The sequence below is a fragment of the Streptomyces sp. AK010 genome (assembly GCF_014207295.1).
Classification (GTDB): domain Bacteria; phylum Actinomycetota; class Actinomycetes; order Streptomycetales; family Streptomycetaceae; genus Streptomyces; species Streptomyces massasporeus.
In genome coordinates, this window is record NZ_JACHCX010000010.1 from 261164 (window position 1) to 283298 (window position 22135).

At 70.6% G+C, this 22135-nt stretch carries 22 protein-coding genes; 13 read left to right on the forward strand and 9 right to left on the reverse strand.

Translation table 11 applies throughout. The features are described 5' to 3' along the window. The first annotated feature begins 2 nt into the window (after window positions 1-2). From nadC to HDC93_RS21100, 7 genes are all read left to right on the forward strand, one after another. Window positions 3-977 (forward strand): carboxylating nicotinate-nucleotide diphosphorylase, encoded by a 975-nt coding sequence (nadC, locus tag HDC93_RS21070; protein WP_185012419.1) that lies wholly within the window; start codon window positions 3-5, stop codon window positions 975-977. 15 nt (window positions 978-992) lie between these two features. After that, window positions 993-1790 carry a type III pantothenate kinase gene (locus tag HDC93_RS21075; RefSeq protein WP_185012420.1) on the forward strand — a complete coding sequence of 266 codons (798 nt, stop codon included), beginning with the start codon at window positions 993-995 and terminating at the stop codon, window positions 1788-1790. Window positions 1791-2807: 1017 nt separating this feature from the next. Then, window positions 2808-3542, forward strand: coding sequence for a hypothetical protein (locus HDC93_RS21080; RefSeq protein ID WP_260419693.1), 735 nt, complete (start codon window positions 2808-2810; stop codon window positions 3540-3542). Then, window positions 3482-3670, forward strand: a complete 189-nt coding sequence (locus HDC93_RS21085) for a hypothetical protein (RefSeq protein ID WP_031111863.1) — start codon at window positions 3482-3484, stop codon at window positions 3668-3670. The genes HDC93_RS21080 and HDC93_RS21085 overlap by 61 nt, the downstream gene beginning before the upstream one ends. Window positions 3671-3854: 184 nt before the next feature. Next, window positions 3855-4292, forward strand: coding sequence for a BlaI/MecI/CopY family transcriptional regulator (locus tag HDC93_RS21090; protein ID WP_221516976.1), 438 nt, complete (start codon window positions 3855-3857; stop codon window positions 4290-4292). A gap of 9 nt (window positions 4293-4301) precedes the next feature. Continuing rightward, complete coding sequence (locus HDC93_RS21095) at window positions 4302-4835, forward strand: amino-acid N-acetyltransferase (protein ID WP_185012422.1); 534 nt, start codon at window positions 4302-4304, stop codon at window positions 4833-4835. 264 nt (window positions 4836-5099) lie between these two features. Beyond that, the gene (locus HDC93_RS21100; RefSeq protein ID WP_010048839.1) at window positions 5100-5435 is read left to right on the forward strand and encodes an Lsr2 family protein; all 336 of its coding nucleotides are present in this window, start codon (window positions 5100-5102) and stop codon (window positions 5433-5435) included. Window positions 5436-5444: 9 nt separating this feature from the next. Here HDC93_RS21100 and HDC93_RS21105 read toward each other — a convergent pair whose 3' ends face one another. Beyond that, a complete protein-coding gene (locus HDC93_RS21105; protein WP_185012423.1) occupies window positions 5445-6161 on the reverse strand; it encodes an SCO3374 family protein in 717 nt (238 codons plus the stop codon). A gap of 430 nt (window positions 6162-6591) precedes the next feature. Here HDC93_RS21105 and HDC93_RS21110 point away from each other — a divergent pair, with 430 nt between their 5' ends. Further along, a complete protein-coding gene (locus HDC93_RS21110) occupies window positions 6592-9117 on the forward strand; it encodes an ATP-dependent Clp protease ATP-binding subunit (RefSeq protein ID WP_185012424.1) in 2526 nt (841 codons plus the stop codon). 69 nt (window positions 9118-9186) lie between these two features. On the opposite strand, the gene HDC93_RS21115 is transcribed toward HDC93_RS21110, so the two are convergent. Beyond that, window positions 9187-9831 (reverse strand): HAD family acid phosphatase, encoded by a 645-nt coding sequence (locus HDC93_RS21115; RefSeq protein WP_185012425.1) that lies wholly within the window; start codon window positions 9829-9831, stop codon window positions 9187-9189. 440 nt (window positions 9832-10271) lie between these two features. On the opposite strand from HDC93_RS21115, the gene HDC93_RS21120 reads away from it, so the two are divergent. Next, entirely contained in the window at window positions 10272-10985 is a 714-nt protein-coding gene (locus HDC93_RS21120) for a M23 family metallopeptidase (protein WP_185012426.1), read from the forward strand. A gap of 190 nt (window positions 10986-11175) precedes the next feature. Here HDC93_RS21120 and HDC93_RS21125 read toward each other — a convergent pair whose 3' ends face one another. Further along, window positions 11176-11772, reverse strand: coding sequence for a TetR/AcrR family transcriptional regulator (locus tag HDC93_RS21125; RefSeq protein WP_185012427.1), 597 nt, complete (start codon window positions 11770-11772; stop codon window positions 11176-11178). Window positions 11773-11896: 124 nt separating this feature from the next. Here HDC93_RS21125 and HDC93_RS21130 point away from each other — a divergent pair, with 124 nt between their 5' ends. From HDC93_RS21130 to HDC93_RS21140, 3 genes are all read left to right on the forward strand, one after another. Continuing rightward, window positions 11897-13480: an MDR family MFS transporter gene (locus HDC93_RS21130; RefSeq protein ID WP_185012428.1), complete on the forward strand. Its 1584-nt coding sequence runs from the start codon at window positions 11897-11899 to the stop codon at window positions 13478-13480. A gap of 116 nt (window positions 13481-13596) precedes the next feature. Further along, window positions 13597-14031: a helix-turn-helix transcriptional regulator gene (locus tag HDC93_RS21135; protein ID WP_185012429.1), complete on the forward strand. Its 435-nt coding sequence runs from the start codon at window positions 13597-13599 to the stop codon at window positions 14029-14031. Window positions 14032-14102: 71 nt separating this feature from the next. Then, window positions 14103-14549, forward strand: coding sequence for a VOC family protein (locus HDC93_RS21140; protein WP_185012430.1), 447 nt, complete (start codon window positions 14103-14105; stop codon window positions 14547-14549). Between the two features lie 16 nt (window positions 14550-14565). Here the strand turns inward: HDC93_RS21140 and cseC are convergent, their stop codons facing one another. The 5 genes from cseC to HDC93_RS21165 form a co-directional block, all read right to left on the reverse strand. Continuing rightward, entirely contained in the window at window positions 14566-15915 is a 1350-nt protein-coding gene (gene cseC, locus HDC93_RS21145; RefSeq protein ID WP_185012431.1) for a two-component system sensor histidine kinase CseC, read from the reverse strand. Window positions 15916-15929: 14 nt separating this feature from the next. After that, complete coding sequence (cseB, locus tag HDC93_RS21150; RefSeq protein WP_185012432.1) at window positions 15930-16631, reverse strand: two-component system response regulator CseB; 702 nt, start codon at window positions 16629-16631, stop codon at window positions 15930-15932. A gap of 128 nt (window positions 16632-16759) precedes the next feature. Next, a complete protein-coding gene (locus HDC93_RS21155) occupies window positions 16760-17413 on the reverse strand; it encodes a hypothetical protein (RefSeq protein ID WP_185012433.1) in 654 nt (217 codons plus the stop codon). Next, the gene (locus tag HDC93_RS21160) at window positions 17401-17940 is read right to left on the reverse strand and encodes a SigE family RNA polymerase sigma factor (RefSeq protein ID WP_030251439.1); all 540 of its coding nucleotides are present in this window, start codon (window positions 17938-17940) and stop codon (window positions 17401-17403) included. The genes HDC93_RS21155 and HDC93_RS21160 overlap by 13 nt, the downstream gene beginning before the upstream one ends. A 322-nt stretch (window positions 17941-18262) precedes the next feature. After that, on the reverse strand, window positions 18263-19204 hold the full coding sequence (locus HDC93_RS21165) for an A/G-specific adenine glycosylase (RefSeq protein ID WP_185012434.1): 942 nt from the start codon (window positions 19202-19204) through the stop codon (window positions 18263-18265). 535 nt (window positions 19205-19739) lie between these two features. Here HDC93_RS21165 and HDC93_RS21170 point away from each other — a divergent pair. Then, on the forward strand, window positions 19740-20597 hold the full coding sequence (locus HDC93_RS21170; protein WP_185012435.1) for a hypothetical protein: 858 nt from the start codon (window positions 19740-19742) through the stop codon (window positions 20595-20597). A gap of 360 nt (window positions 20598-20957) precedes the next feature. Here HDC93_RS21170 and disA read toward each other — a convergent pair whose 3' ends face one another. Continuing rightward, window positions 20958-22082, reverse strand: a complete 1125-nt coding sequence (gene disA / locus HDC93_RS21175) for a DNA integrity scanning diadenylate cyclase DisA (protein ID WP_031104906.1) — start codon at window positions 22080-22082, stop codon at window positions 20958-20960. Window positions 22083-22135 lie beyond the last annotated feature (53 nt).

A 22135-nucleotide genomic window follows, 5' to 3' on the forward strand; every position in this document is an offset into this window, starting at 1 on the left:
ACGTGAGCACCCCCGACCTTCCCCTCGTCTCCTCCGGAGGCTGCGGAGACGGCTGCGCCTGCGGCGCGGACGACGCGGCGTACCTGGAGTGCGGTCTGGACCCCGCACTCGCCCAGCTCCTGGCCGACGCCGGCCTCGACCCCGTCGAGGTCGAGGACATCGCCAACGTGGCCCTCCAGGAGGACCTGGCCCACGGCGTGGACGTGACGACGGTGGCGACCATCCCCGAGGACGCGGTGGCCACGGCAGACTTCACCGCACGCGAGGCGGGCACCGTGGCCGGTCTGCGCGTCGCCGAGGCGGTCATCTCGGTGGTCTGCGAGGAGGAGCTCGAGATCGAGCGCCACGCGGAGGACGGCGACCGCGTCGAAGCGGGCCAGAAGCTCCTCTCCGTCACCACCCGCACCCGCGACCTCCTCACGGCCGAGCGCAGCGCGCTGAACATCCTGTGCCGCCTGTCGGGCGTGGCGACGGCCACGCGCGCGTGGGCGGACGCGCTGGACGGGACCAAGGCGAAGGTCCGCGACACCCGCAAGACGACCCCCGGCCTGCGCAGCCTCGAAAAGTACGCGGTCCGCTGCGGCGGCGGCGTCAACCACCGCATGTCCCTCTCGGACGCGGCCCTGGTCAAGGACAACCACGTGGTCGCCGCGGGCGGCGTCGCCCAGGCCTTCCAGGCGGTCCGGGAACGCTTCCCGGACGTGCCCATCGAGGTCGAGGTCGACACCCTGCACCAGCTCCGCGAGGTCCTGGACGCCGGCGCCGACCTGATCCTGCTGGACAACTTCACGCCGGGTGAGTGCGCGGAGGCGGTCGCGATCGTCCAGGGCCGCGCCGCCCTGGAGGCCTCGGGCCGCCTCACCCTCGGCGACGCCAAGGCCTACGCGGACACCGGCGTCGACTACCTCGCCGTCGGAGCCCTCACCCACTCCTCGCCGATCCTGGACATCGGCCTGGACCTGCGGCCGGCGGAGTAGGGACGGGTACGGGTCATGCTGCTGACGATCGACGTAGGAAACACCCACACCGTCCTCGGCCTGTTCGACGGCGACGAGATCGTCGAACACTGGCGCATCTCCACGGACGCGCGCCGCACCGCGGACGAACTGGCGGTCCTCCTCCAGGGCCTGATGGGCATGCACCCGCTCCTCGGCGACGAGCTGGGCGACGGCATCGACGGCATCGCCATCTGCGCCACCGTCCCCTCGGTCCTGCACGAGCTCCGCGAGGTGACGCGCCGCTACTACGGCGACGTGCCCGCGATCCTCGTCGAACCGGGCGTCAAGACGGGCGTGCCGATCCTCATGGACAACCCCAAGGAGGTCGGCGCGGACCGCATCATCAACGCGGTCGCGGCGGTCGAGCTCTACGGCGGCCCCGCGATCGTCGTCGACTTCGGCACGGCGACGACGTTCGACGCGGTCAGCGCGCGAGGGGAGTACGTCGGCGGGGTCATCTCACCCGGCATCGAGATCTCCGTGGAGGCCCTGGGCGTCCGCGGCGCCCAGCTCCGCAAGATCGAGGTGGCCCGGCCCCGCAGCGTCATCGGCAAGAACACGGTCGAGGCGATGCAGTCGGGTGTCATCTACGGTTTCGCCGGCCAGGTCGACGGAGTGGTCACCCGCATGGCCCGCGAGCTGTCTCAGGACCCGGACGACGTCACCGTCATCGCCACGGGCGGTCTCGCACCGATGGTCCTGGGCGAGTCGTCGGTCATCGACGAACACGAGCCGTGGCTGACGCTGATCGGCCTGCGGCTGGTCTATGAGCGGAACGTGTCGCGCATGTGAGCGGCTGAGGTGGGGCCGCAACCCGACTGAAGCGGGCTGCGGCCCCCACCCCTGTCCGCGACCGCCCCCGGCATCCCAGCCGAGCCGCCTGGCGCCCCTGGCCGCGCTGCCCTCGATGTTCCCCGGGCCGAACCGCCTGGCCGCGCTGCCTCTGGCGTCCCCGGCCATGCCGCTCCTGACGTCCCCGGCCGCGCCGTTCGGCGCTCCACGGTCGCGCGGCTGTCCGGCTCTCGGCCGAGCCGCGCCCGGTGTCTCCCTGGGACGCTGGCCTCGGCTGCTCTGGCCGCGCCGTTTCGGGCGCCCCCGGCCACGCTCCTCCAACGTCCGCCGGCCACACCTTTCCCGGCATCCCCGGCCAGGCCGCTTCCGGCGCCTCGGTCACACCGCCCCCGGCGGGTCCGTCGGCCACGCCGCTCCCTGGCTCCCCGGCCCGCCGCTTCTGGCGCGTCGGCCACGCCGCCCCTGGCATCCGCCGGCCACACCACCCCCGGCGTCCCCGGCCACGCCGCCCCTGGCGTCCGCCGGCGACACCTTTCCCGGCGTCCCCGGCCACGCCGCCCCTGGCGTCCGCCGGCCACACCTTTCCCGGCGTCCCCGGCCACGCCGCCCCTGGCGTCCGCCGGCGACACCTTTCCCGGCGTCCCCGGCCACGCCGCCCCTGGCGTCCGCCGGCGACACCTTTCCCGGCGTCCCCGGCCACGTCGCTTCCGGCGCCTCGGTCACTCCGCCCCCGGCGGGTCCGATCGGCCACGCCGCTCCTGGGATCCCCGGCCCGCCGCCTCTGGCGCGTCGGCCACGCCATCCCTGGCATCCGCCGGCCACACCACCCCCGGCATCCCGGCCACGCCGCTTCCGGCGCTCCGGCCAAGCCACCCCCGGCATCCCAGTCCCTCCACCCCCGGCATCCCCCGCCCCCACCCGAGTGTTCCCCCGCGCCACACCCATCCCCTATGAGTAATTTGTCTGATTAGCGCGTATCGTCGCCGCATGCCCACGCCATACGGATCCCGCGGCGGCATGGCGTTCGGTGTGGAGGAGCTGCGTGTGCTCCGCCGCGCTCTCGCCCTCGCCCTCGACCCCGCACCCGCCTCGGCCGACGACGTCCAGGACTGTCTCCGTCTCGCAGAGTCCCTCGACGAGGCACTGCGGGAGGGAGCCAGGCTGCGCGCCTTCCTCGTGGCCGACCTGGGCCGGTATCGCGCCGCCCTCCCCGGAACCGCCGCCGGCTACCTCGCACTCCTGGACGAGGCGCTGGGCGCCGGCTACCGCCCCCTGCCAGACGACCTCGCCGCCCTCCGCGCCCTGCGCGGCAACCCCGCCGCGGCGGCCCTGCTGGATCGCTGCGCGGTCACCCCCCTCACCCCCGCCGCTGTCCCCGTGCCCGCCGTTCCCGGCTCCCGCACCCGCCTCCTGGCCATCCCCGGAGGCCGCTGCGCCCCGGCGGCCGCATCCGCCGGGGACGGCGCGGAGAAGCAGCCCGAGAAGAAGCCCGCCCGCAAGCCACCCGCCCCGGCCCCCAAGCCCGCCCCGGCCCCCAAGCCCACCCCGGCCCCGGCGCCCGGCCCGGACACGCCGAAGCCCTCCCGCCCGATCCCCACCCCGGGCGAGGTCTTCCCGCGCCGCAAACCGGTCCCGCCACCCCCCGCGAACCCCCAGCAGCTCGCCGCCGGTGACGTGGCTACCCTGGATCCATGGACTACGTCTCCGCGCTCCTGCCCCCGGCCGTCATGGCCGTCTTCTTCGTCGGCGTGATCCGGGTGATCGTGAAGACACAGGGCGGCGCCAACAAGGCCAAGGAGGACGCGGCCGTGGACGCCGCCCTCGCGCGCGTGGAGGGCGCCCGCCAGACCACCGCGACCTCCCCGAAGGCCGAGGCCTGACCCCACCCCCTCCGAGGGCGTACGACTCGGCGGACCCGCACCCCGCGGCGCCCGTACTCGCGAGCCGTACGCCCTTTTTGTTCCCGTTCGCCGGTCCCGCGCACGTCCGCCACGCCATTACCGGGATCTCCCACTATTGTTCTGAGCTGTGCCTCGCCCATTGGGAGAACTCGAAGACGCGGTCATGTCGCGGGTGTGGAAGTGGAACCGCCCGGTGACCGTTCGAGAAGTCCTGGAAGATCTTCAGAAGGAGCGGTCCATCGCGTACACCACCGTGATGACCGTTTTGGACAATCTCCATCAGAAGGGCTGGGTGCGCCGCGAGGCGGAAGGCCGTGCCTATCGATATGAGGCGGTCTCCACCCGCGCCGCCTACGCAGCCGCCCTGATGAACGACGCCTGGTCGCAGAGCGACAACCCCGCCGCCGCTCTCGTCGCCTTCTTCGGCATGATGAGCGAGGAACAGCGGCGGTCTCTCAGTGATGCCGTCCGCATCGTCCAGGGCCCGGAAACCCAGGAACCGACCGAACCGTCGGAATCCGCAGAACCAGCCGGACGAGCGGAACCCGGTGAAGAGCCCGAGGAGAACCCCGCCTCCGCTCGGGACCTCGGCGGGCGATAGCGTCCCGTCATGTCCGCGAAGAGCCCCGAAGCCACCGCAAAAGCCATCACCGTCCGACGGGCCCGCACCAGCGACGTCCCGGCCGTACGGGGCCTCCTTGACGCCTACGTCCGCGGCCGCATCCTGCTCGACAAAGCAACGGTGACGCTTTACGAGGACATCCAGGAGTTCTGGGTCGCGGAACGGGACGACAACGCCGAGGTCGTCGGCTGCGGCGCGCTGCACGTGATGTGGGAAGACCTCGCGGAAGTCCGCACTCTCGCGGTGAAGCCCGGCCTGAAGGGCGCGGGCGTCGGACACCGTGTGCTGGAGAAGTTGCTGCAGACCGCCCGCTGGCTCGGCGTTCGCCGTGTTTTCTGTCTGACCTTCGAAGTCGACTTCTTCGCCAAGCACGGCTTCGTGGAGATCGGCGAGACGCCCGTCGACACGGATGTCTACGCGGAGCTCCTGCGTTCCTATGACGAGGGTGTCGCGGAGTTCCTCGGACTCGAACGAGTGAAACCGAACACCTTGGGTAACAGCCGGATGCTTCTGCATCTGTGATCGCCGAGCGCCAGTAGACCGCTAGCGGGTCCGGCCGGTTCGTCAAGGCATATTCCGCGGCGCCCGCCCCTGCCCCGGTTCCCTATGTCCGAAACGCGCACGTTTCCGGACCGGGGTCGGGCTGCCGGCCTCTGCCGGGGGTTTGTGTTTTTCCGGCAAAAGCGGTTTGCTTTCCGACGTACTGCAGTACTGCATATAACAGGGGACGGCGATACGGCGGACGCCGGCACACCCGCCCTGAAGATATCGATGAAAGGAAATCCGGTGGCACAGAAGGTTCAGGTCCTTCTTGTCGACGACCTCGACGGTGGCGAGGCGGACGAGACCGTGACGTTCGCGCTGGACGGCAAGACGTACGAGATCGATCTCACCACTGCCAATGCGGACAAGCTCCGTGGCCTTCTCGAGCCTTACGTGAAGGGCGGTCGTCGTACCGGAGGCCGTGCTTCGGGCGGGCGCGGAAAGGCGCGCGCCGCTTCGAGCGGCAGCCAGGACACCGCGGCGATCCGCGCCTGGGCGAAGGAGAACGGTTACGAGGTCAACGACCGCGGCCGTGTTCCCGCGACCATCCGCGAGGCTTACGAGAAGGCCAACGGCTGAACATCGGCCCTACCGACCCTGCGCACGCATGGCCGGTGGCTGGGCGCACGCGCGCCGCAGCCGGACCCGGTGGCACTGTGTGGCCACCGTGTTCACCAGCCGCACGAGATCGGGGGCGCCCCCATCGCCCCCCAGCGCCGACAGCGTCGGCAGCGAGGCCTCGACCTCGCATACCGGCTCGGGGGGCCGCAGCCACACGGCGGCCCCCTGGGAACCGACCCGGCCCCAGGGAGCAGGCGGAGCACCCGCCTCGCAGGACGCCGCGGCGCGCGACCCGCGTGCCGGCGGTGCCGGCCTCTCCCCGTGAGGCACCGCCCTCTCCCCGTGAGGCACCGGGGGCGACGGCGCCTCCATGAGCCCGCCCGCGCCGATCGCCACGAGATCCAGCGGCAGGTCCCCCCAGTCCAGCCACTCCAGCAGCCCGGGGAGCTCCTCCGCGCTGCCCGCGGCCACCAGGAGCAGCATCCGGCCGCCGTGCAGCGCGACGGGGGAGCCGGACGCCAGGCGCCGCAGGGCCGCGTGCCCCGCCTCCGCCGGGACGTCCAGGACGTCGTAGCGCACCCCTACCGGCAGTCGCAGAGGATCGCCGGGCACCGTCGGCCACCCCAGTTCGTTCTCGTACCAACGCCGGACCTGACCGCTCGCGCCGGACGGGCCGAGCGGCCGGCGGGGCAGCGGGACGAGCGGGGTCGAGGATGCGGTCACGGGCTGAGGGGCGCCGAACATGCCAAGTGCAACAGCCGGAAGAGCCTGCGGGTTACGCTGGGTGGCGCTGTGAGCGCACTGCGTGGCGAGTCGGGGGCGCACGGGGGGTGCGGGGAGGCGCAAGGTTGTTCGCCCGTAGCGGAGGGAACGGGGGCGCCCGGCATGGACTTCCGGTGCCTACGGGTAAGACATCCCTAGTGGGAGGGGGCGACACGCAGGAAGGGACGTCTCACGTTCGCCATCGGCGTACTGGCGAGTGGGGTATCTGCCTGGCCTGCGGGAACATCGTCTCGCACCATCGGGTTGGAGCAGATGTCGGCGTTCGGGGTCAGGAGGCCAAGGACGGTGTCGGCAGTTGGAATGAGCGGTCCCCGCTTGCGGGACTAAGCTGCGGAAGGACAGGGAGGGGAAGTTCCCCCCACTGCCTGACCGCTCTGAGGAGCGATTAACGATGTTCGAGAGGTTCACCGACCGCGCGCGGCGGGTTGTCGTCCTGGCTCAGGAAGAAGCCCGGATGCTCAACCACAACTACATCGGCACTGAGCACATCCTCCTGGGCCTGATCCACGAGGGTGAAGGTGTCGCCGCCAAGGCCCTTGAGAGCCTCGGGATTTCGCTCGAGGCGGTCCGCCAGCAGGTGGAGGAGATCATCGGCCAGGGCCAGCAGGCCCCGTCCGGCCACATCCCCTTCACCCCCCGTGCCAAGAAGGTCCTGGAGCTGTCGCTCCGCGAGGCCCTTCAGCTGGGCCACAACTACATCGGCACGGAGCACATCCTGCTCGGCCTGATCCGCGAGGGCGAGGGCGTCGCCGCCCAGGTCCTCGTCAAGCTGGGCGCAGATCTGAACCGTGTGCGGCAGCAGGTGATCCAGCTGCTCTCCGGTTACCAGGGCAAGGAGACCGCCACCGCCGGCGGTCCTGCCGAGGGGACCCCCTCCACGTCCCTGGTCCTCGACCAGTTCGGCCGGAACCTCACCCAGGCCGCTCGTGAGTCCAAGCTCGACCCGGTCATCGGGCGCGAGAAGGAGATCGAGCGGGTCATGCAGGTGCTGTCCCGCCGTACCAAGAACAACCCGGTGCTGATCGGTGAGCCCGGCGTCGGCAAGACCGCCGTCGTCGAGGGCCTCGCTCAGGCCATCGTCAAGGGCGAGGTGCCCGAGACCCTCAAGGACAAGCACCTCTACACCCTGGACCTCGGCGCGCTGGTCGCCGGCTCCCGCTACCGCGGTGACTTCGAGGAGCGCCTGAAGAAGGTGCTCAAGGAGATCCGCACCCGCGGCGACATCATCCTGTTCATCGACGAGCTCCACACGCTGGTCGGTGCGGGTGCCGCCGAGGGCGCCATCGACGCGGCTTCCATCCTGAAGCCGATGCTGGCCCGCGGTGAGCTGCAGACCATCGGCGCCACGACGCTGGACGAGTACCGCAAGCACCTGGAGAAGGACGCCGCCCTCGAGCGCCGCTTCCAGCCCATCCAGGTCGCCGAGCCGTCCCTGCCGCACACGATCGAGATCCTCAAGGGTCTGCGTGACCGGTACGAGGCCCACCACCGCGTCTCCATCACCGACGAGGCGCTGGTCCAGGCCGCCACGCTGGCCGACCGGTACATCTCGGACCGCTTCCTGCCGGACAAGGCGATCGACCTGATCGACGAGGCCGGTTCCCGGATGCGTATCCGCCGGATGACCGCGCCGCCGGACCTGCGCGAGTTCGACGAGAAGATCGCCGGCGTCCGCCGCGACAAGGAGTCCGCGATCGACTCGCAGGACTTCGAGAAGGCCGCCTCCCTGCGCGACAAGGAGAAGCAGCTCCTGGCCGCCAAGGCCAAGCGCGAGAAGGAGTGGAAGGCCGGCGACATGGACGTCGTCGCCGAGGTCGACGGCGAGCTGATCGCCGAGGTCCTCGCCACGGCCACCGGCATCCCGGTCTTCAAGCTGACCGAGGAGGAGTCCTCCCGTCTGCTGCGCATGGAGGACGAGCTCCACAAGCGGGTCATCGGCCAGGTCGACGCCGTCAAGGCACTGTCGAAGGCGATCCGCCGTACGCGTGCCGGTCTGAAGGACCCGAAGCGCCCCGGTGGCTCGTTCATCTTCGCCGGTCCGTCCGGTGTCGGTAAGACCGAGCTGTCCAAGGCGCTCGCCGAGTTCCTCTTCGGCGACGAGGACGCGCTGATCTCCCTCGACATGTCGGAGTTCAGCGAGAAGCACACGGTCTCGCGGCTCTTCGGTTCGCCCCCCGGTTACGTGGGCTACGAGGAGGGCGGCCAGCTCACCGAGAAGGTCCGCCGCAAGCCGTTCTCCGTCGTCCTCTTCGACGAGGTCGAGAAGGCCCACCCGGACATCTTCAACTCGCTGCTGCAGATCCTGGAGGACGGTCGCCTGACCGACTCCCAGGGCCGGGTCGTGGACTTCAAGAACACGGTCATCATCATGACGACCAACCTCGGCACCCGGGACATCTCCAAGGGCTTCAACCTGGGCTTCGCGGCCCAGGGCGACACGAAGTCCAACTACGAGCGCATGAAGAACAAGGTCTCGGACGAGCTCAAGCAGCACTTCCGGCCCGAGTTCCTCAACCGCGTCGACGACGTGGTCGTCTTCCCGCAGCTCAGCCAGGACGACATCCTCAAGATCGTCGACCTGATGATCGGCAAGGTCGACGAGCGCCTGAAGGACCGGGACATGGGCATCGAGCTCTCCCAGTCCGCCAAGGAACTGCTGTCCAAGAAGGGGTACGACCCGGTGCTGGGTGCGCGTCCGCTGCGTCGCACCATCCAGCGTGAGATCGAGGACTCGCTGTCGGAGAAGATCCTCTTCGGCGAGCTGCGCCCCGGTCACATCGTGGTCGTCGACACGGAGGGCGAGGGCGAGACCAAGACCTTCACCTTCCGCGGTGAGGAGAAGGCGCCTCTCCCGGACGTCCCGCCGATCGAGCAGGCGGCCGGTGGCTCGGGCCCGAACCTGAGCAAGGACGCCTGAGCGTAGTGACCCAGTGAGAAGGGGCCGGTGCTGAACAGCACCGGCCCCTTCTCCATGCCCGGACCCTCCCTAGGACAGCTGCCCGTCGTAGTCCGGCAGCTTGTACGTCCGCTCGGCGTGCCCGCCCGAGAGGTCGGTGCCGCTGTTGCCGATGTTCGCGATGATCGTGTAGCCCTTGCGCTCGATGTCGACGCGCTGGGCTGTCTTGTAGTCGGCGACGTTCTTGAAGAGGTCGATGAAGTTGCGGACGTAGAGCCCCGAGACCTGGTAGCCGGCCTGCTTCAGGTTGTACTGGGTGAACGAGGCGATGATGTCCGGCCGGGCGGTCACGAAGAACAGGGCGACGCCGCGCTCCTGCGCGTATCTGGCGGCCTCCAGGACCGGCTTGTTGGCCGGTTGCGGGTAGCTGAAGCCGAAGTCCGTCTCCAGCGCCGTGTTGTCGATGTCGAAGACGATGGCCTGTTTCTCGCCCGGCTTCGTGGCCGCGATCCGCTGCTTCAGATAGGGCATGGCCTGGTCCATCACGGCCTGGCAGTCCTTCTGCCAGGTGCCGTAGTCGACGTCCGCGGCGGCGGACGTGGTGGCGGTCGCGGTGGCGGCCGTGGAGGCCCGGCTGGTGGTCGCGGCGTCGGCCGGTGCGGCCATGGCCACGAGGGCCGCCGTCGAGACGGCGGTCACTGATGCGCGGCGCAACCAGGGGCGTCGGGTCTGCATGTCGTGGGGGTCCTCTCACGTCAGTGACGCTGCCAACATGTCGTGTGCATGCTCGTGCGCGAGGGTGGCGCGAGGGGAACCGTAGGGTTACCGGGCGGTAAGTGCCTAGAGGCGTGCGCCACATTTCCGGATGGGCCGAAGAGGGCCCCCGGTGACATGGCGCACAGGCGATATGTCCGTTACTAGGTGGAATAGTGGGTAACGGACCGGGAGGAAAGGGATTCTTGCCCCAAGGTGAGGGCGAAAGTGCGGGCCAGTGCCCTGATTCGTCTCGAATGACTGCTGTGTCAAGAGACGTAGAACACTGAACCAAATTACTAACTAGCGTCGTAGATCACGCTTTTGGGAGTTTGTCGGACTTCGGGTTACCAAGGGATGGCCACACGGCGAGCGGTTGTGCGCCGGGTGGTTTTCTCCGTCCCCTTCCACACGAGGTTTCGATGTCCCAGCGCGTCACGTCCCGTTCTTCCCGTACGTCCCAGCTCCGCACCCGTGCGACCGTGCTGGCCGCCGGCCTTGGTGTCTCGGTCGCACTGGGAGCCGGGGTCGCGTCCGCCGCCGACACCACGGCCGCGTCCGGTGCCGCCAGTGCCGTGCAGGCGCAGGCCGCCGCCCAGGCCAAGGTCGCCAAGGCCGAGGCCGTGAAGGCCGAGAAGGCCGCCAAGGCCGCCGCAGCGAAGAAGGCGGCCGAGAAGAAGGCCGCCGAGAAGAAGGCGGCCGCCAAGAAGGCCAAGCCCTCCTGGGTCGACCCGGTGAAGAAGTACAGCCTCTCCGCGAGCTTCGCCCAGAACGGCGGCATGTGGGCGCACAAGCACAGCGGCCAGGACTTCGCCGTGCCGAGCGGCACCCAGGTCGTCGCCACCCACGGCGGCACCGTGGTCAAGGCCGGCGGCAACGGCGCCGGCGACGGTCCCGCGTACGGCAACGCCGTCGTGATCAAGCACGGCAACGGCACGTACTCCCAGTACGCCCACCTGTCGAAGGTCACCGTGCACGTCGGCCAGATCGTCAAGACCGGCCAGGAGATCGCCAAGTCCGGCAACACCGGCAACTCGAGCGGTCCCCACCTGCACTTCGAGATCCGTACGACCCCGAACTACGGCTCGGCGGTCGACCCGGTGAAGTTCCTGCGCGCCAAGGGCGTGAAGGTCTGACCCCAGGTGTGATCCCCTCGGCCCGCTAAGGGGTCCTTTCACTATGAGCGTCCGATCAGGGCGCGTGGTCTGGTGCCGTGCGTCGCAAGGCGCCGGGAAGCCCTCGTAACGGAGCTACTAGGGCTTTTCGGCAACGCGGCGAGGTGCGGTGCCAGGCCGCGCGACCCGGACGGGCATAGTGAAAGGACCCCTAAGAGCCCCCGGCTCCCCGGTGGGCCTGGGTCACCAGGTCCGTGGCGACCTCGAGGACGGCTCTGTTCTTCTCCTCGGGGTCGTCTCCCATGTCCTGGAGCAGGAACATGCCGGCGTGCAGCGTGAAGATGGCGCTGGCGCAGCGGACCTGGTCGACCAGGTCCGCGTCCGGGTCGACGATGATGTCGCGCAGGCTGTGGATGCGGGCCTTGAAGGACTCGCCGATCCGCAGGTCCCGTACCGTCGCCTGGTTCTCGTGCATGAAGCGGAACAGCGGCGTCGCCTCGGCGAGGGTGTCGGCGTAGCGACGGATGATCTCCTGCTTGGTCGCGAGGGTGTGCGGCTGCTGCCGGCCCCACTCGATCAGGTCCTCGATCGGCTGGGTGAGGTCCTCGAAGATGCTGACGAGGATCTCTTCCTTCGTTTTGAAGTGGTAGTAGAGCGCGGCCTTGGTGACCTCCAGGCGCTCGGCGATCTCGCGCAGGGAGGTCTTCTCGTAGCCGTGCTCCGCGAAGAGTTCGAGGGCCACGTCCTGGATGCGCCGGCGGGTGTCCCCGCGGCGCCGCTGCTTGGTGCCGTCCATGGTGCCGCCCATCCTCCTACGCCCCCCGCTTTCCCTAAAACTTACTTGACGCCCGGCTAGTTCCGGGACTAGCTTCCGAGTGTAGTCACTAGCCGGTCGGCAAGTAAGTAGCGGTAGCTGGGGGAGTGGGACAGCGATGACGGACACGATGGACACACCGGCGGCCGACGCCGGGGGGAAACAACCCAAGAGCGTGCGGGTGGTTCTGCTCGCGCTGATGATCGCGATGATGCTCGCGATGCTCGACAACATGATCATCGGCACCGCGATGCCGACGATCGTCGGTGAGCTGGGCGGGCTCGAGCACCTCGCGTGGGTCGTCACCGCCTATACGCTCGCGACCGCGGCCTCCACCCCGCTGTGGGGCAAGCTCGGCGACATGTACGGCCGCAAGGGCACGTTCATGACGTCCATCGTGATCTTCCTGGTCGGCTCCGCGCTCAGCGGCATGGCCCAGAACATGGGCGAACTGATCGGTTTCCGCGCCGTGCAGGGCCTCGGCGCCGGCGGTCTGATGGTCGGCGTCATGGCGATCATCGGTGATCTGATCCCGCCCCGCGAGCGAGGCAAGTACCAGGGCATGATGGCCGGCGTCATGGCGCTGGCGATGATCGGCGGCCCGCTGGTCGGCGGCACGATCACCGACAACTGGGGCTGGCGCTGGGCCTTCTACATCAACCTGCCGCTCGGAGCGGTGGCGCTCGCCGCCGTCGGTGCCGTGCTGCACCTGCCGAAGAAGCGCTCCGAGGCGCGGATCGACTACCTGGGCGCCGCGCTGCTGACCGTCGGCATCACCGCGATCGTGCTCGTCACCACGTGGGGCGGCACGGAGTACGCCTGGAGCTCCGCGCGGATCATGGAGCTGATCGGCATCGGGGTCGCCGCGCTGGTCGGGTTCGTGTTCTGGCAGACCAGGGCCGCCGAGCCGATCCTGCCGCTGCACATCTTCCGCAGCCTCAACTTCACGCTGATGTCGGTCATCGGCTTCATCACCGGCTTCGTGATGTTCGGCGCGACGCTCTTCCTGCCGCTGTACCAGCAGTCCGTGCAGGGTGCTTCCGCGACCAACTCCGGGCTGCTGCTCCTGCCGATGCTCGGTGCGATGCTCGTGACCTCGATGGTCGCCGGGCGGGTGACCACCAGCACCGGCAAGTACAAGGTCTTCCCGATCGCCGGCAGCGCGCTGATGATCGTCGGCCTGTACCTGCTGTCCACGATGGACACCGGCACCTCCCGACTGACCTCCGGTGTCTTCATGGCCGTGGTCGGGCTCGGCATGGGCTGCCTGATGCAGATCACCATGCTGGTCGCACAGAACAGCGTGGAGATGAAGGACATGGGCGTCGCGTCCTCGTCGACCACCCTGTTCCGCACCCTCGGCTCCTCGTTCGGCGTCGCGCTCATGGGCGCGCTGTTCAACCACCGCGTCCAGGACGTCATGAGCGAGCGGGCCGGTGCGCTCGGCTCCAAGGTCACCGAACAGTCGGCACAGCTCGACGCCAAGAGCCTGGAGAAGCTCCCGGTGCTGATCCGGGAGGCGTACCAGCACGCGGTCTCGGCCGGCACGCACACGGCGTTCCTGCTCGGAGCCGTGGTGGCGGTGATCGCACTCGTGGCGGCCGTGTTCGTCAAGGAGGTGCCGCTGAAGGGAGCGGGACCGAAGGAGGACGGCAAGCCGGACACCCCGGCGGCGCAGCCGCCCATGGCCGAGGCCGTCTGACCGCACCGCGCGAGGCCCCCTGGGAGTGTCCGCCCGGGGGCTTCGTCATGCCCGGTCGCGAGATCAGCGGTCGCCGGCGGGAGCCGCTGTCAGACCCCCGTGCCACCATCGATCCCATGGACAGGACGCGGCGGATGCGGCTCGCCAAGGACGCCATGGACCGGGACTGGGCCGACCCGGAGCTGGACCTGGACACCGTCGCCGCGCACGCAGGGTATTCGCGCTACCACTTCATCCGCGCCTTCAAGGAGGCCTACGGCGATACCCCCGGCCAGTACCTCACGCACCGCCGCATCGAGCGCGCCGAGGACCTGTTGCGCACGGCGAACCTGTCGGTGACGGAGGTCTGCCACCTGGTCGGCTTCAGCAGCGTGGGCACGTTCTCGGCCCGCTTCAAGGCCTGGACCGGGCTGACACCCAGCGAGTACCGCACGAAGCACGTGGGCCGGGGAGCCGCCCTCATACCCGGCTGCTACGCCATGCTCTGGGCCGGCGGCTTCCGCCCCGCGCCCGGCGCCGGCGAGAAGCGCAATTCCGGAGAAGCGGTCTGACACCCCCGCTGCCTACCGTGGCAGGGCGGGCACATCCGGCCGCAGCCGCAGCGTCAGAGCAGGAGCACGCCATGATCAAGGGTCTCGCCATCTCGACCGTCTGGGTCCTCGACCAGGACCGGGCCAAGGAGTTCTACACGGAGAAGCTGGGCCTGGAGGTCCGTACGGACATGACCATGGGCGAGGGCGGCATGCGCTGGCTCACGGTCGGCTCGCCGAACCAGCCCGACGTCGAGCTGACGCTGATGGTGCCGGGCGGGCCCGCGATGGACCCCGAGTCCGCCGAGATGCTCCGCACGCTGGTGACGAAGGGCGCGCTCGGCGCGGGCGTGCTGACCACCGACGACATCCACGGCGACTACAAGAAGCTCAAGGACCGGGGCGTGGAGTTCCTCCAGGAGCCGCAGGAGCGCCCGTACGGCACGGAGGCGCTGCTGCGCGACGACTCGGGCAACTGGTTCTCGTTCACCCAGCCCCGCGAGGGCGGCCTCGACATGGACCAGGACTGGTCCTGCTGACCTGCCGCAGCGCCCCTCACGACCCCGGCAGCATCGGGTAGCTCCCCGTGTTCGTCGGCGCGTGCTCCGGCAGCCACAGCACGGCGACCGCGCCCTCGGCCGGGAGGTGCTCCGGCGTCCCGGGGGTGCGGACGTTGCGGAAGGTCAGCCGCGCGCCCAGCACCCGGGCCTGCCCGGCCGCGATGGTCAGACCGAGACCGTGGCCGTGCCCGGCCCGGTCCTTGCTGCCGGTGCGGAAGCGGCTCGGCCCCTCGGCGAGCAGGTCCTCGGGGAAGCCCGGGCCGTGGTCGCGCACGCGGATGACCCGGCCCTCGACACTGACCTCGATGGGCGGCTTGCCGTGCCGGGCCGCGTTGGCCAGCAGGTTGAACAGGACGCGTTCCAGGCGGCGCGGGTCGGTGGTGACCTCCGACTCGTGCACGATGCGCACCTTGACGGCCGGATCCTTGGCCGCCACCCGTCGGGCGACGAACTCGCCCAGCATGATGTCCTGCAGCTCCGCCCGCTCGGACGCCCCGTCGAGACGGGCCACCTCCAGCACGTCCTCGACCAGCGTGCGCATGGCCTTCGCCCGGTCCAGCACCAGCTCGGTCGGGCGCCCGGGCGGCAGCAGTTCCGCCGCGGTCAGCAGCCCGGTCACCGGGGTGCGCAGCTCGTGCGCGATGTCCGCGGTGACCCGCCGCTCGGCCTCGATGCGCTGGCGCAGCGCGTCCGCCATGGCGTCCACCGCGCTCGCCAGGTCGTCCGTCTCGTCCCGTACGACCCCGCCCATGGCGTCCCGTACGCGCACGTCCGTCTCGCCGCCCGCGAGCTGGCCCGCCGCGACGGCCGCCTTGCGCAGCCGCCGTGACAGGTGCCCGCCGATGAGCACCCCCAGCGCGCTGCCGCCGAGGACGACCGCGATGGAGCCGATGAGCAGGGCCTGGTCGAGGTCCTGGAGGATGTCCGAGCTGCGGTCGGTGAAGCCCGAGTGCAGCGACATCACCTGCCCGTTCTTCAACGGCACGGCGGCCCATATGTCGGGCACCTCGCCCGGCCGGTCCGCGACGTACGTCGCCCGCTGGCCCGCCTCGACACGGTCCCGCAGCGCATGCGGCAGATCCGGGTCGTTGATCTTGGTGTTGGGGAAGTTCATCCGCCCGGACAGCTCGAAGTTGCGCTGGGCGATCATGATCCGCTCGTCGGCGAGGTCACGCGCGTTGTCCAGCATCGAGACCCGGGCGGCGTTGTGCACGACGAGGCTCAGCGCGATCGCCACCAGCGCCCCCACCAGCGCGATGGCCGCGCTCAGCTTCCATCTGAGGCCCGTACGGATGCCCGCACGCTCCAAGCCCGCGGCGACCAGGCGCCGGAATCGCCCCCTCATACCCCTGCCCCTGCTCAGGCCTTCAACTTGTAGCCGAACCCGCGGACCGTCTCGATCCGGTCCTGGCCGATCTTCTGCCGCAGCCGCTGCACGTGCACATCGACCACGCGGGTGTCCCCGCCCCAGCCGTAGTCCCACACCCGCTCCAGCAGCTTGTCGCGGGAGAGCACCGTGCCCGGAGTCGAGGAGAACTCCAGCAGCAGCCGCATCTCGGTCGGCGTCAGCGCCACCGGCTGCCCGGCGCGGCGGACCTCCATGCCCTCGGTGTCGACCTCCAGATCCCCGAAGGCCAGCACGCCACCGCCGGCCGGGGCCTGATGTGCCTCGCCCCGGCCGCCGCCGGCGTGCCCGAAGCGGCGCAGCACGGCGCGGATCCGGGCGACCAGGACGGCACCGTCGAACGGCTTGGTCACATAGTCGTCGGCGCCCGCTTCCAGGCCCAGCACGACGTCGATGGAGTCGGCCCGCGCCGACAGCATGATGACCGGCACGGTCGACTCGTCGCGGATGCGGCGGCACAGGCTGACACCGTCGAGTCCGGGGAGCATGACGTCCAGCAGCGCGATGTCGGGGCGGTCCGTCCGGAACGCCTCCAGGCCCGACAGCCCGTCGGGCATGGCGGTGACCACGAAGCCGTCCCGTTCCAGGGCGAGCTGCGTGGCCTCGCGGATGACGTCGTCGTCCTCGACGAACAGGACGTGGGTCTGGTCTGCCATCCCGGTGCTCTCAGTCCTCTGTGGTCATGGGGGTGCGTTCTACTGCTGGGACGCACGGTCCCGGCGATGCGTTCACCGAGGGATCGGTCCGAACGGCCCGATCGGTTCACGCGGCCCTTCGTTCCGCGTCAGCTCGCGGGCACCGGCGTCGCGCTGTCGCCGACGACCTTCCCGTAGTCGTTGTGCGTGTGGTACTTCTCGGCGAAGTGGCCGGAGGTCCATCTGTACGTGATCACGTTCTCTCCGGAGGGACTCGACACCGGGTCGCCCTTCTCGTACACCTGCTTGGTCACCACCAGGTCCCCGCGGTCGATCTCCGCGTAGACCGGCGGCTCCTCCGCCTTGAACACGTTCTCGTACGAGCCGTCCTGCTCGTGGTACACGTAACTGCCCACGCCCACCGCATCACCGCAGGTCAGCACGTTGACGACGACGTCGTCCGACGCGCCTTTCGTCAGATTGCCGTAGGAGACGTCGACCGGGTACTCGTCGGCGACGCACGGCTTCAGCTCCCGCTTCACCTCGGGCGCGACCTTCGGATCATCTTTGACGAGCTTGACCGCGTTCACGGTGTCGGGCGGCTTCGGCGTGGCGGACGGTGTGGCCGCGGCGGCGCCGGCCACCGAGTCGGCGTGCGCCGGGCCCTCGTCACGGGCGCCGGTGCCGCCCGCACCGCACCCGGCCACCAACAGGGCGAGGGCGGTGGGCACGGCCAGTGCCGCGCTCACCGCCTGGAAACTGCCCCGGGTCCGTGCAGAACCGTCGCCGGTCAGGCCGCGCACCGCTCCCGCTCCTCACGCTCCAGCGCGCGTGCGTCCAGGTCGCGGGACTCCAGCTCCTCGCGGAGCCGGGCGAGCGCCCGGTGCAGCGTGCTCTTGACCGTTCCGGCCGACATGCCGAGGGCGGCGGCCGTCTCCTCCGTGGACATCTGCTCCCAGTGTCGCAGCACCACGACACTGCGCTGCTTCGGGGCGAGCACCTTCAGGATGTCCATCAGCAGGGCGCGGTCCGCGTGCTGCTCGGTGGCGTCGTCGACCGAGGCGTCCGGGAGCTGCTCGGTCGGGACCTCCTCCAGCTTCCGCGCCCGCCACCACTCCGTGCGGGTGTTGATCATCACCCGGCGCAGGTAGGCGTCCGCCAGCCGCTTGTCCTCGATGGTCTCCCAGCGGCCGTACGTCCGTACCAGTGCCGTCTGCAGCAGGTCCTGCGCGTCCGTCGGGTCCGGAACCAGGCGGCGGGCACTGCGCAGCAGCGCGTCCTGCCGGGTGCGGACATACTCCTCGAACTCGAGCACCTCGCCCTGCGCCATGGTGAACCGCCTCCCGTTTCCCCGTTCGGGCCGGCTCCCCGCCGCCCGTGTACTGCCTGTGGTCTTCAGCCGTCCCGTGTCTTCCGGGAACGCGTCTGAAGGTACGGAGGCGTTGTCACGGCGCTGTCCGAAGCAGCCTTCGGCTAGCGCTCGGCTGTCCGTCGGTTGTGTAACGGAAGCCGTAACGGGGTAGTGCGGTGGGGGTGTTGAGGACGGTTCGGGGTGATTTGTCCACCCCGGCTTGTGTGACGGACGGCGGCCCGCGGCTGTGACCTGTCTGTGCGTCAGGCCTGTGGGCCAGATCTGTGGGGCAGGTTGTACGTCAGGTCAGCGGCAGCCGGTACGAGCCGCCCGCCAGTGGCTCCACCAGACCGTCGGCGACGAGACCGTCCAGGGCGCGGGCCCGCTGAACCGGCTCGTGCCACACCCGGTCCAGCGCCGCCTGCGGAACGGCCCCGTGAGCCTCCCGCAGCACGGCGAGCAGCCGCCCGCGCACCTGCCGGTCGGTGCCCGCGTAGGTCTGGCCGCGGCGCGGCGGTCCGTCGTGCTCCGGCTTGCCCGCCAGCCGCCACGCGCACTGCGCGGCGATCGGGCAGCGGTGGCACGACTCGCTCTTCGCCGTGCACACCAGCGCGCCCAGTTCCATGGAGGCGGCGGCCCAGCGGGCGGCGGTCGGCTCGTCGTCGGGCAGCAGCGCGCGGGCCAGCTTGCGCTCGGCGGCGGTGGTCGCGTTCGGCGGGTACTGCACGCCGGTGACCGCCCGGGCGAAGACCCGCCGCACGTTGGTGTCCAGCACCGGGTGCCGCTGCCCGTAGGCGAAGGAGGCGACGGCTGCGGCCGTGTACTCGCCGATGCCGGGCAGCGCCAGCAGCTGGGCGTGGTCGGCCGGTACGTCACCGCCGTGCCGTTCCGTTATGGCGACGGCGGCGCCGTGCAGCCGCAGCGCCCGGCGCGGGTAGCCGAGCCGCCCCCAGGCACGGACGGCCTCGCCGGGCGCGTCCTTGGCCAGGTCGGCGGGGCGCGGCCAGCGCTCCATCCACTGCTCGTAGACGGGCAGGACGCGGCTCACCGGCGTCTGCTGGAGCATGAACTCACTGACCATCACCCCCCACGCCCCGGCCTCGGGGCGCCGCCACGGCAGGTCACGGGCGTGTTCGCCGAACCAGTCGATGACGGGGGAGTGCAGGTTCTCTCCGAGGGGCGGCCCGGAGGGGGTGTCGGCGGAGGCGGCGGTGGGGTGCGGGGGCTTCGTGGGAGCAGTCATGGCCCTTCGATGGTGCCACGCAGAGGTGCCGAATCGGGCACACCGCCACTCCACCGGGGCGGTTACCCGAAGATCGGCAGATTTTCGTTCGAGCCGCAGGTCGTCGGCGGGCGCCGTCCCGGCCTCCTCCGCCGTCCCCAACGGTGTCTCCACCGAGGGAAGTTCACTCGGGCCGCGCCGTGAACTGCCGAGCGGCGCGCGGGCGCTCCGGTGAGCGCGCGGGCGTTCCCGACCGGCCGTGCGCCGCGCGGCGCGGCTCGGTGGCGCGCGGGCGTCTCGCGTGAGGAGAAGGGCGCCGCACCGGCACGGGAACGCAGGCCCCGGCCACGCGCCGTACCCACATCGGGGCGTCCTGCCCGCCCTCACGGACGGTAAGGGGTGGACCGATACCGTCACGCCCTGCGATCACTGCATCCCGTACCCGACGAAAGACCAGGGCGGGAACGTGATTTCCGGGATGATGATCCGGAAAAGTTGTCGGTCCGAGCGGCGGGTGGGACCGGTGAACGCGCCGATCTCTCGTAAGGTTTGCGCCGTGGGATCTCTGCGCAATCCGGTCGGGCCGCTTCCCTCCTCCATCTACTGGCGTCGGAGGGTCGTACTGGTGTCTGTAGTCGCCGTGTTGGCGCTGCTGACCCTGTGGATCGTGACCATGGGCGGCGGAGGCGGCAAGGACGGCGACAACGGCGCCAACGGCAAGAATCCCGCGCCCTCCATCACACCTGGCCCGTCGAGTTCGGGCCCCGCCATCAGTCAAGCGCCGGGCGGGCGTGACGAGTCGGGGGACGAGGGCTCCGGCGGCTCGGGCGACGGCTCCGGAAGCGGGTCGGGAGACGGCTCCGGGGACGGTTCCGGCCCGGGATCCGGCGACGGTTCCGGTTCCGGCGGCTCGGGCGGCTCCGAGGGTGCGGGCGGCGCCGGGGGCTCGGGGAGCGGTACCGCCGCGGGCGGCGTGGGCGCGGGCGACACCCTGCCGGCCGGCTCCACTCTGCCCAACTGCGCCGCGAGCGCCGTGAAGTTCAGCCTGCGCAGCCGTCACAACACCTACGACCCCGAGCAGACGCCCACGTTCCTGCTGACCGCGCGGAACGTCTCCGGCAGCGACTGCAAGATCGATCTCGGGCCGAAGAACGCGGTGTTCACGATCGCCCCGGCGAGCAGCGACGACGACTACTGGTCCTCCGAGGACTGCCCCAAGGCCGCCGCGCACCAGCTGTACCGGGTCGCCGCCGGCAGCGGCATCACCTACACGCTGAAGTGGGACCGCAAGCCGAGCGCCCCCGAGTGCGCCACGCCTCCCGCGGGCTCGGCCGGGTCCGGCACGTACCTGGTGGAAGCCAAGGCCCCGGGCTTCGCGAAGGTCCAGACGTCGTTCGTGCTCTCGGCCGACTAGAGCCGCAGTGCCGGAGAGGCATTTCAGGTCCGCCGGGCCGCAGTGCCGGAGAGGCGCCTCCGGTCCGCCGGGCCGCAGTGCCGGAGAGGCGCCTCCGGTCCGCCGGGCCGCAGTGCCGGAGAGGCGCCTCCGGTCCGCCGGGCCGCAGTGCCGGAGAGGCACCTCCGGTCCGCCAGGGCCGCAGAGCCCGAGAAGCACCTCAGGCGCACCAGGGCCGCAGCGCCCGAGGTGTACTCCTGGCCGACCGGGCCCCAGCGCCCCGGGTGCACCCCTGGCCGGCCGGGCCGGGCCGAGAACGCCCGAGGGCGGTACCCCTTCCCGGGTACCGCCCTCAACCGTTCCAGCCGGATGCCGTACGCGTCAGACGTACCGCTCCAGAATCGAGGACTCCGCCAGCCGCGACAGCCCTTCGCGGACGCTGCGGGCCCGGGCCTCGCCCACGCCGTCCACCGTCTGGAGGTCGTCGACGCTCGCGGCGAGCAGCTTCTGCAGTCCGCCGAAGTGCTCGACGAGGCGGTCGATGATCGCGCCGGGGAGCCGGGGCACCTTGGCGAGGAGGCGGTACCCCCGCGGGGAAACCGCCGAGTCCAGCGTCTCGGGTGCGCCGGTGTAGCCCAACGCCCTTGCCACCGTGGACAGTTCGAGCAGCTCGGCATGGGTGAGGGCGTCGAGTTCGGCGAGGGCCTGGTCGACCGTGCGGGAGCGCTTGGCCGTGGGCTCGGGGACGTAGTCCCGCACGACCAGCTCGCGCTCGGGTTCCACACCCGCGATCAGCTCGTCGAGCTGGAGGGCCAGGAGCCGGCCGTCCGTGCCGAGCTCCACCACGTACTCGGCGATCTCCGTGGCGATGCGGCGCACCATCTCCAGGCGCTGGGCGACCGCCGAGACGTCCCGGACGGTCACCAGGTCCTCGATCTCCAGCGCCGACAGCGTGCCCGCGACCTCGTCGAGGCGGAGCTTGTAGCGCTCAAGGGTGGCGAGCGCCTGGTTGGCGCGGGACAGGATCGCCGCCGAGTCCTCCAGGACGCGGCGCTGACCGTCGACGTACAGGGCGATCAGCCGCATCGACTGGGAGACGGAGACCACCGGGAAACCGACCTGCTTGCTGACGCGGTCCGCCGTGCGGTGCCGGGTGCCCGTCTCCTCCGTCGGGATCGTCGGGTCCGGGACCAGCTGCACGCCCGCGCGCAGGATCTTCGACAGGTCGGAGGACAGCACGATGCCGCCGTCCAGCTTGCACAGCTCGCGCAGACGGGTCGCGGTGAACTCGACGTCCAGCACGAAACCGCCGCTGCACAGCGCCTCGACCGTCTTGTCGGAGCCGAGCACGATGAGTCCGCCGGTGTTGCCCCGGAGCACGCGCTCCAGGCCGTCACGCAGGGCGGTGCCGGGTGCCACGGCGCTCAGGGAGGCGCGCATCAGGCCATCGGTACCGGCGCTCCCGCCGGATTTTCCGGGAGCAGATGCCCGGTCGTTGGCTGCCACTGCACTCCTCCGGTCGCAGGTTCTGGGCGCCCCCGTGTCGCGCGCTCGGTTCG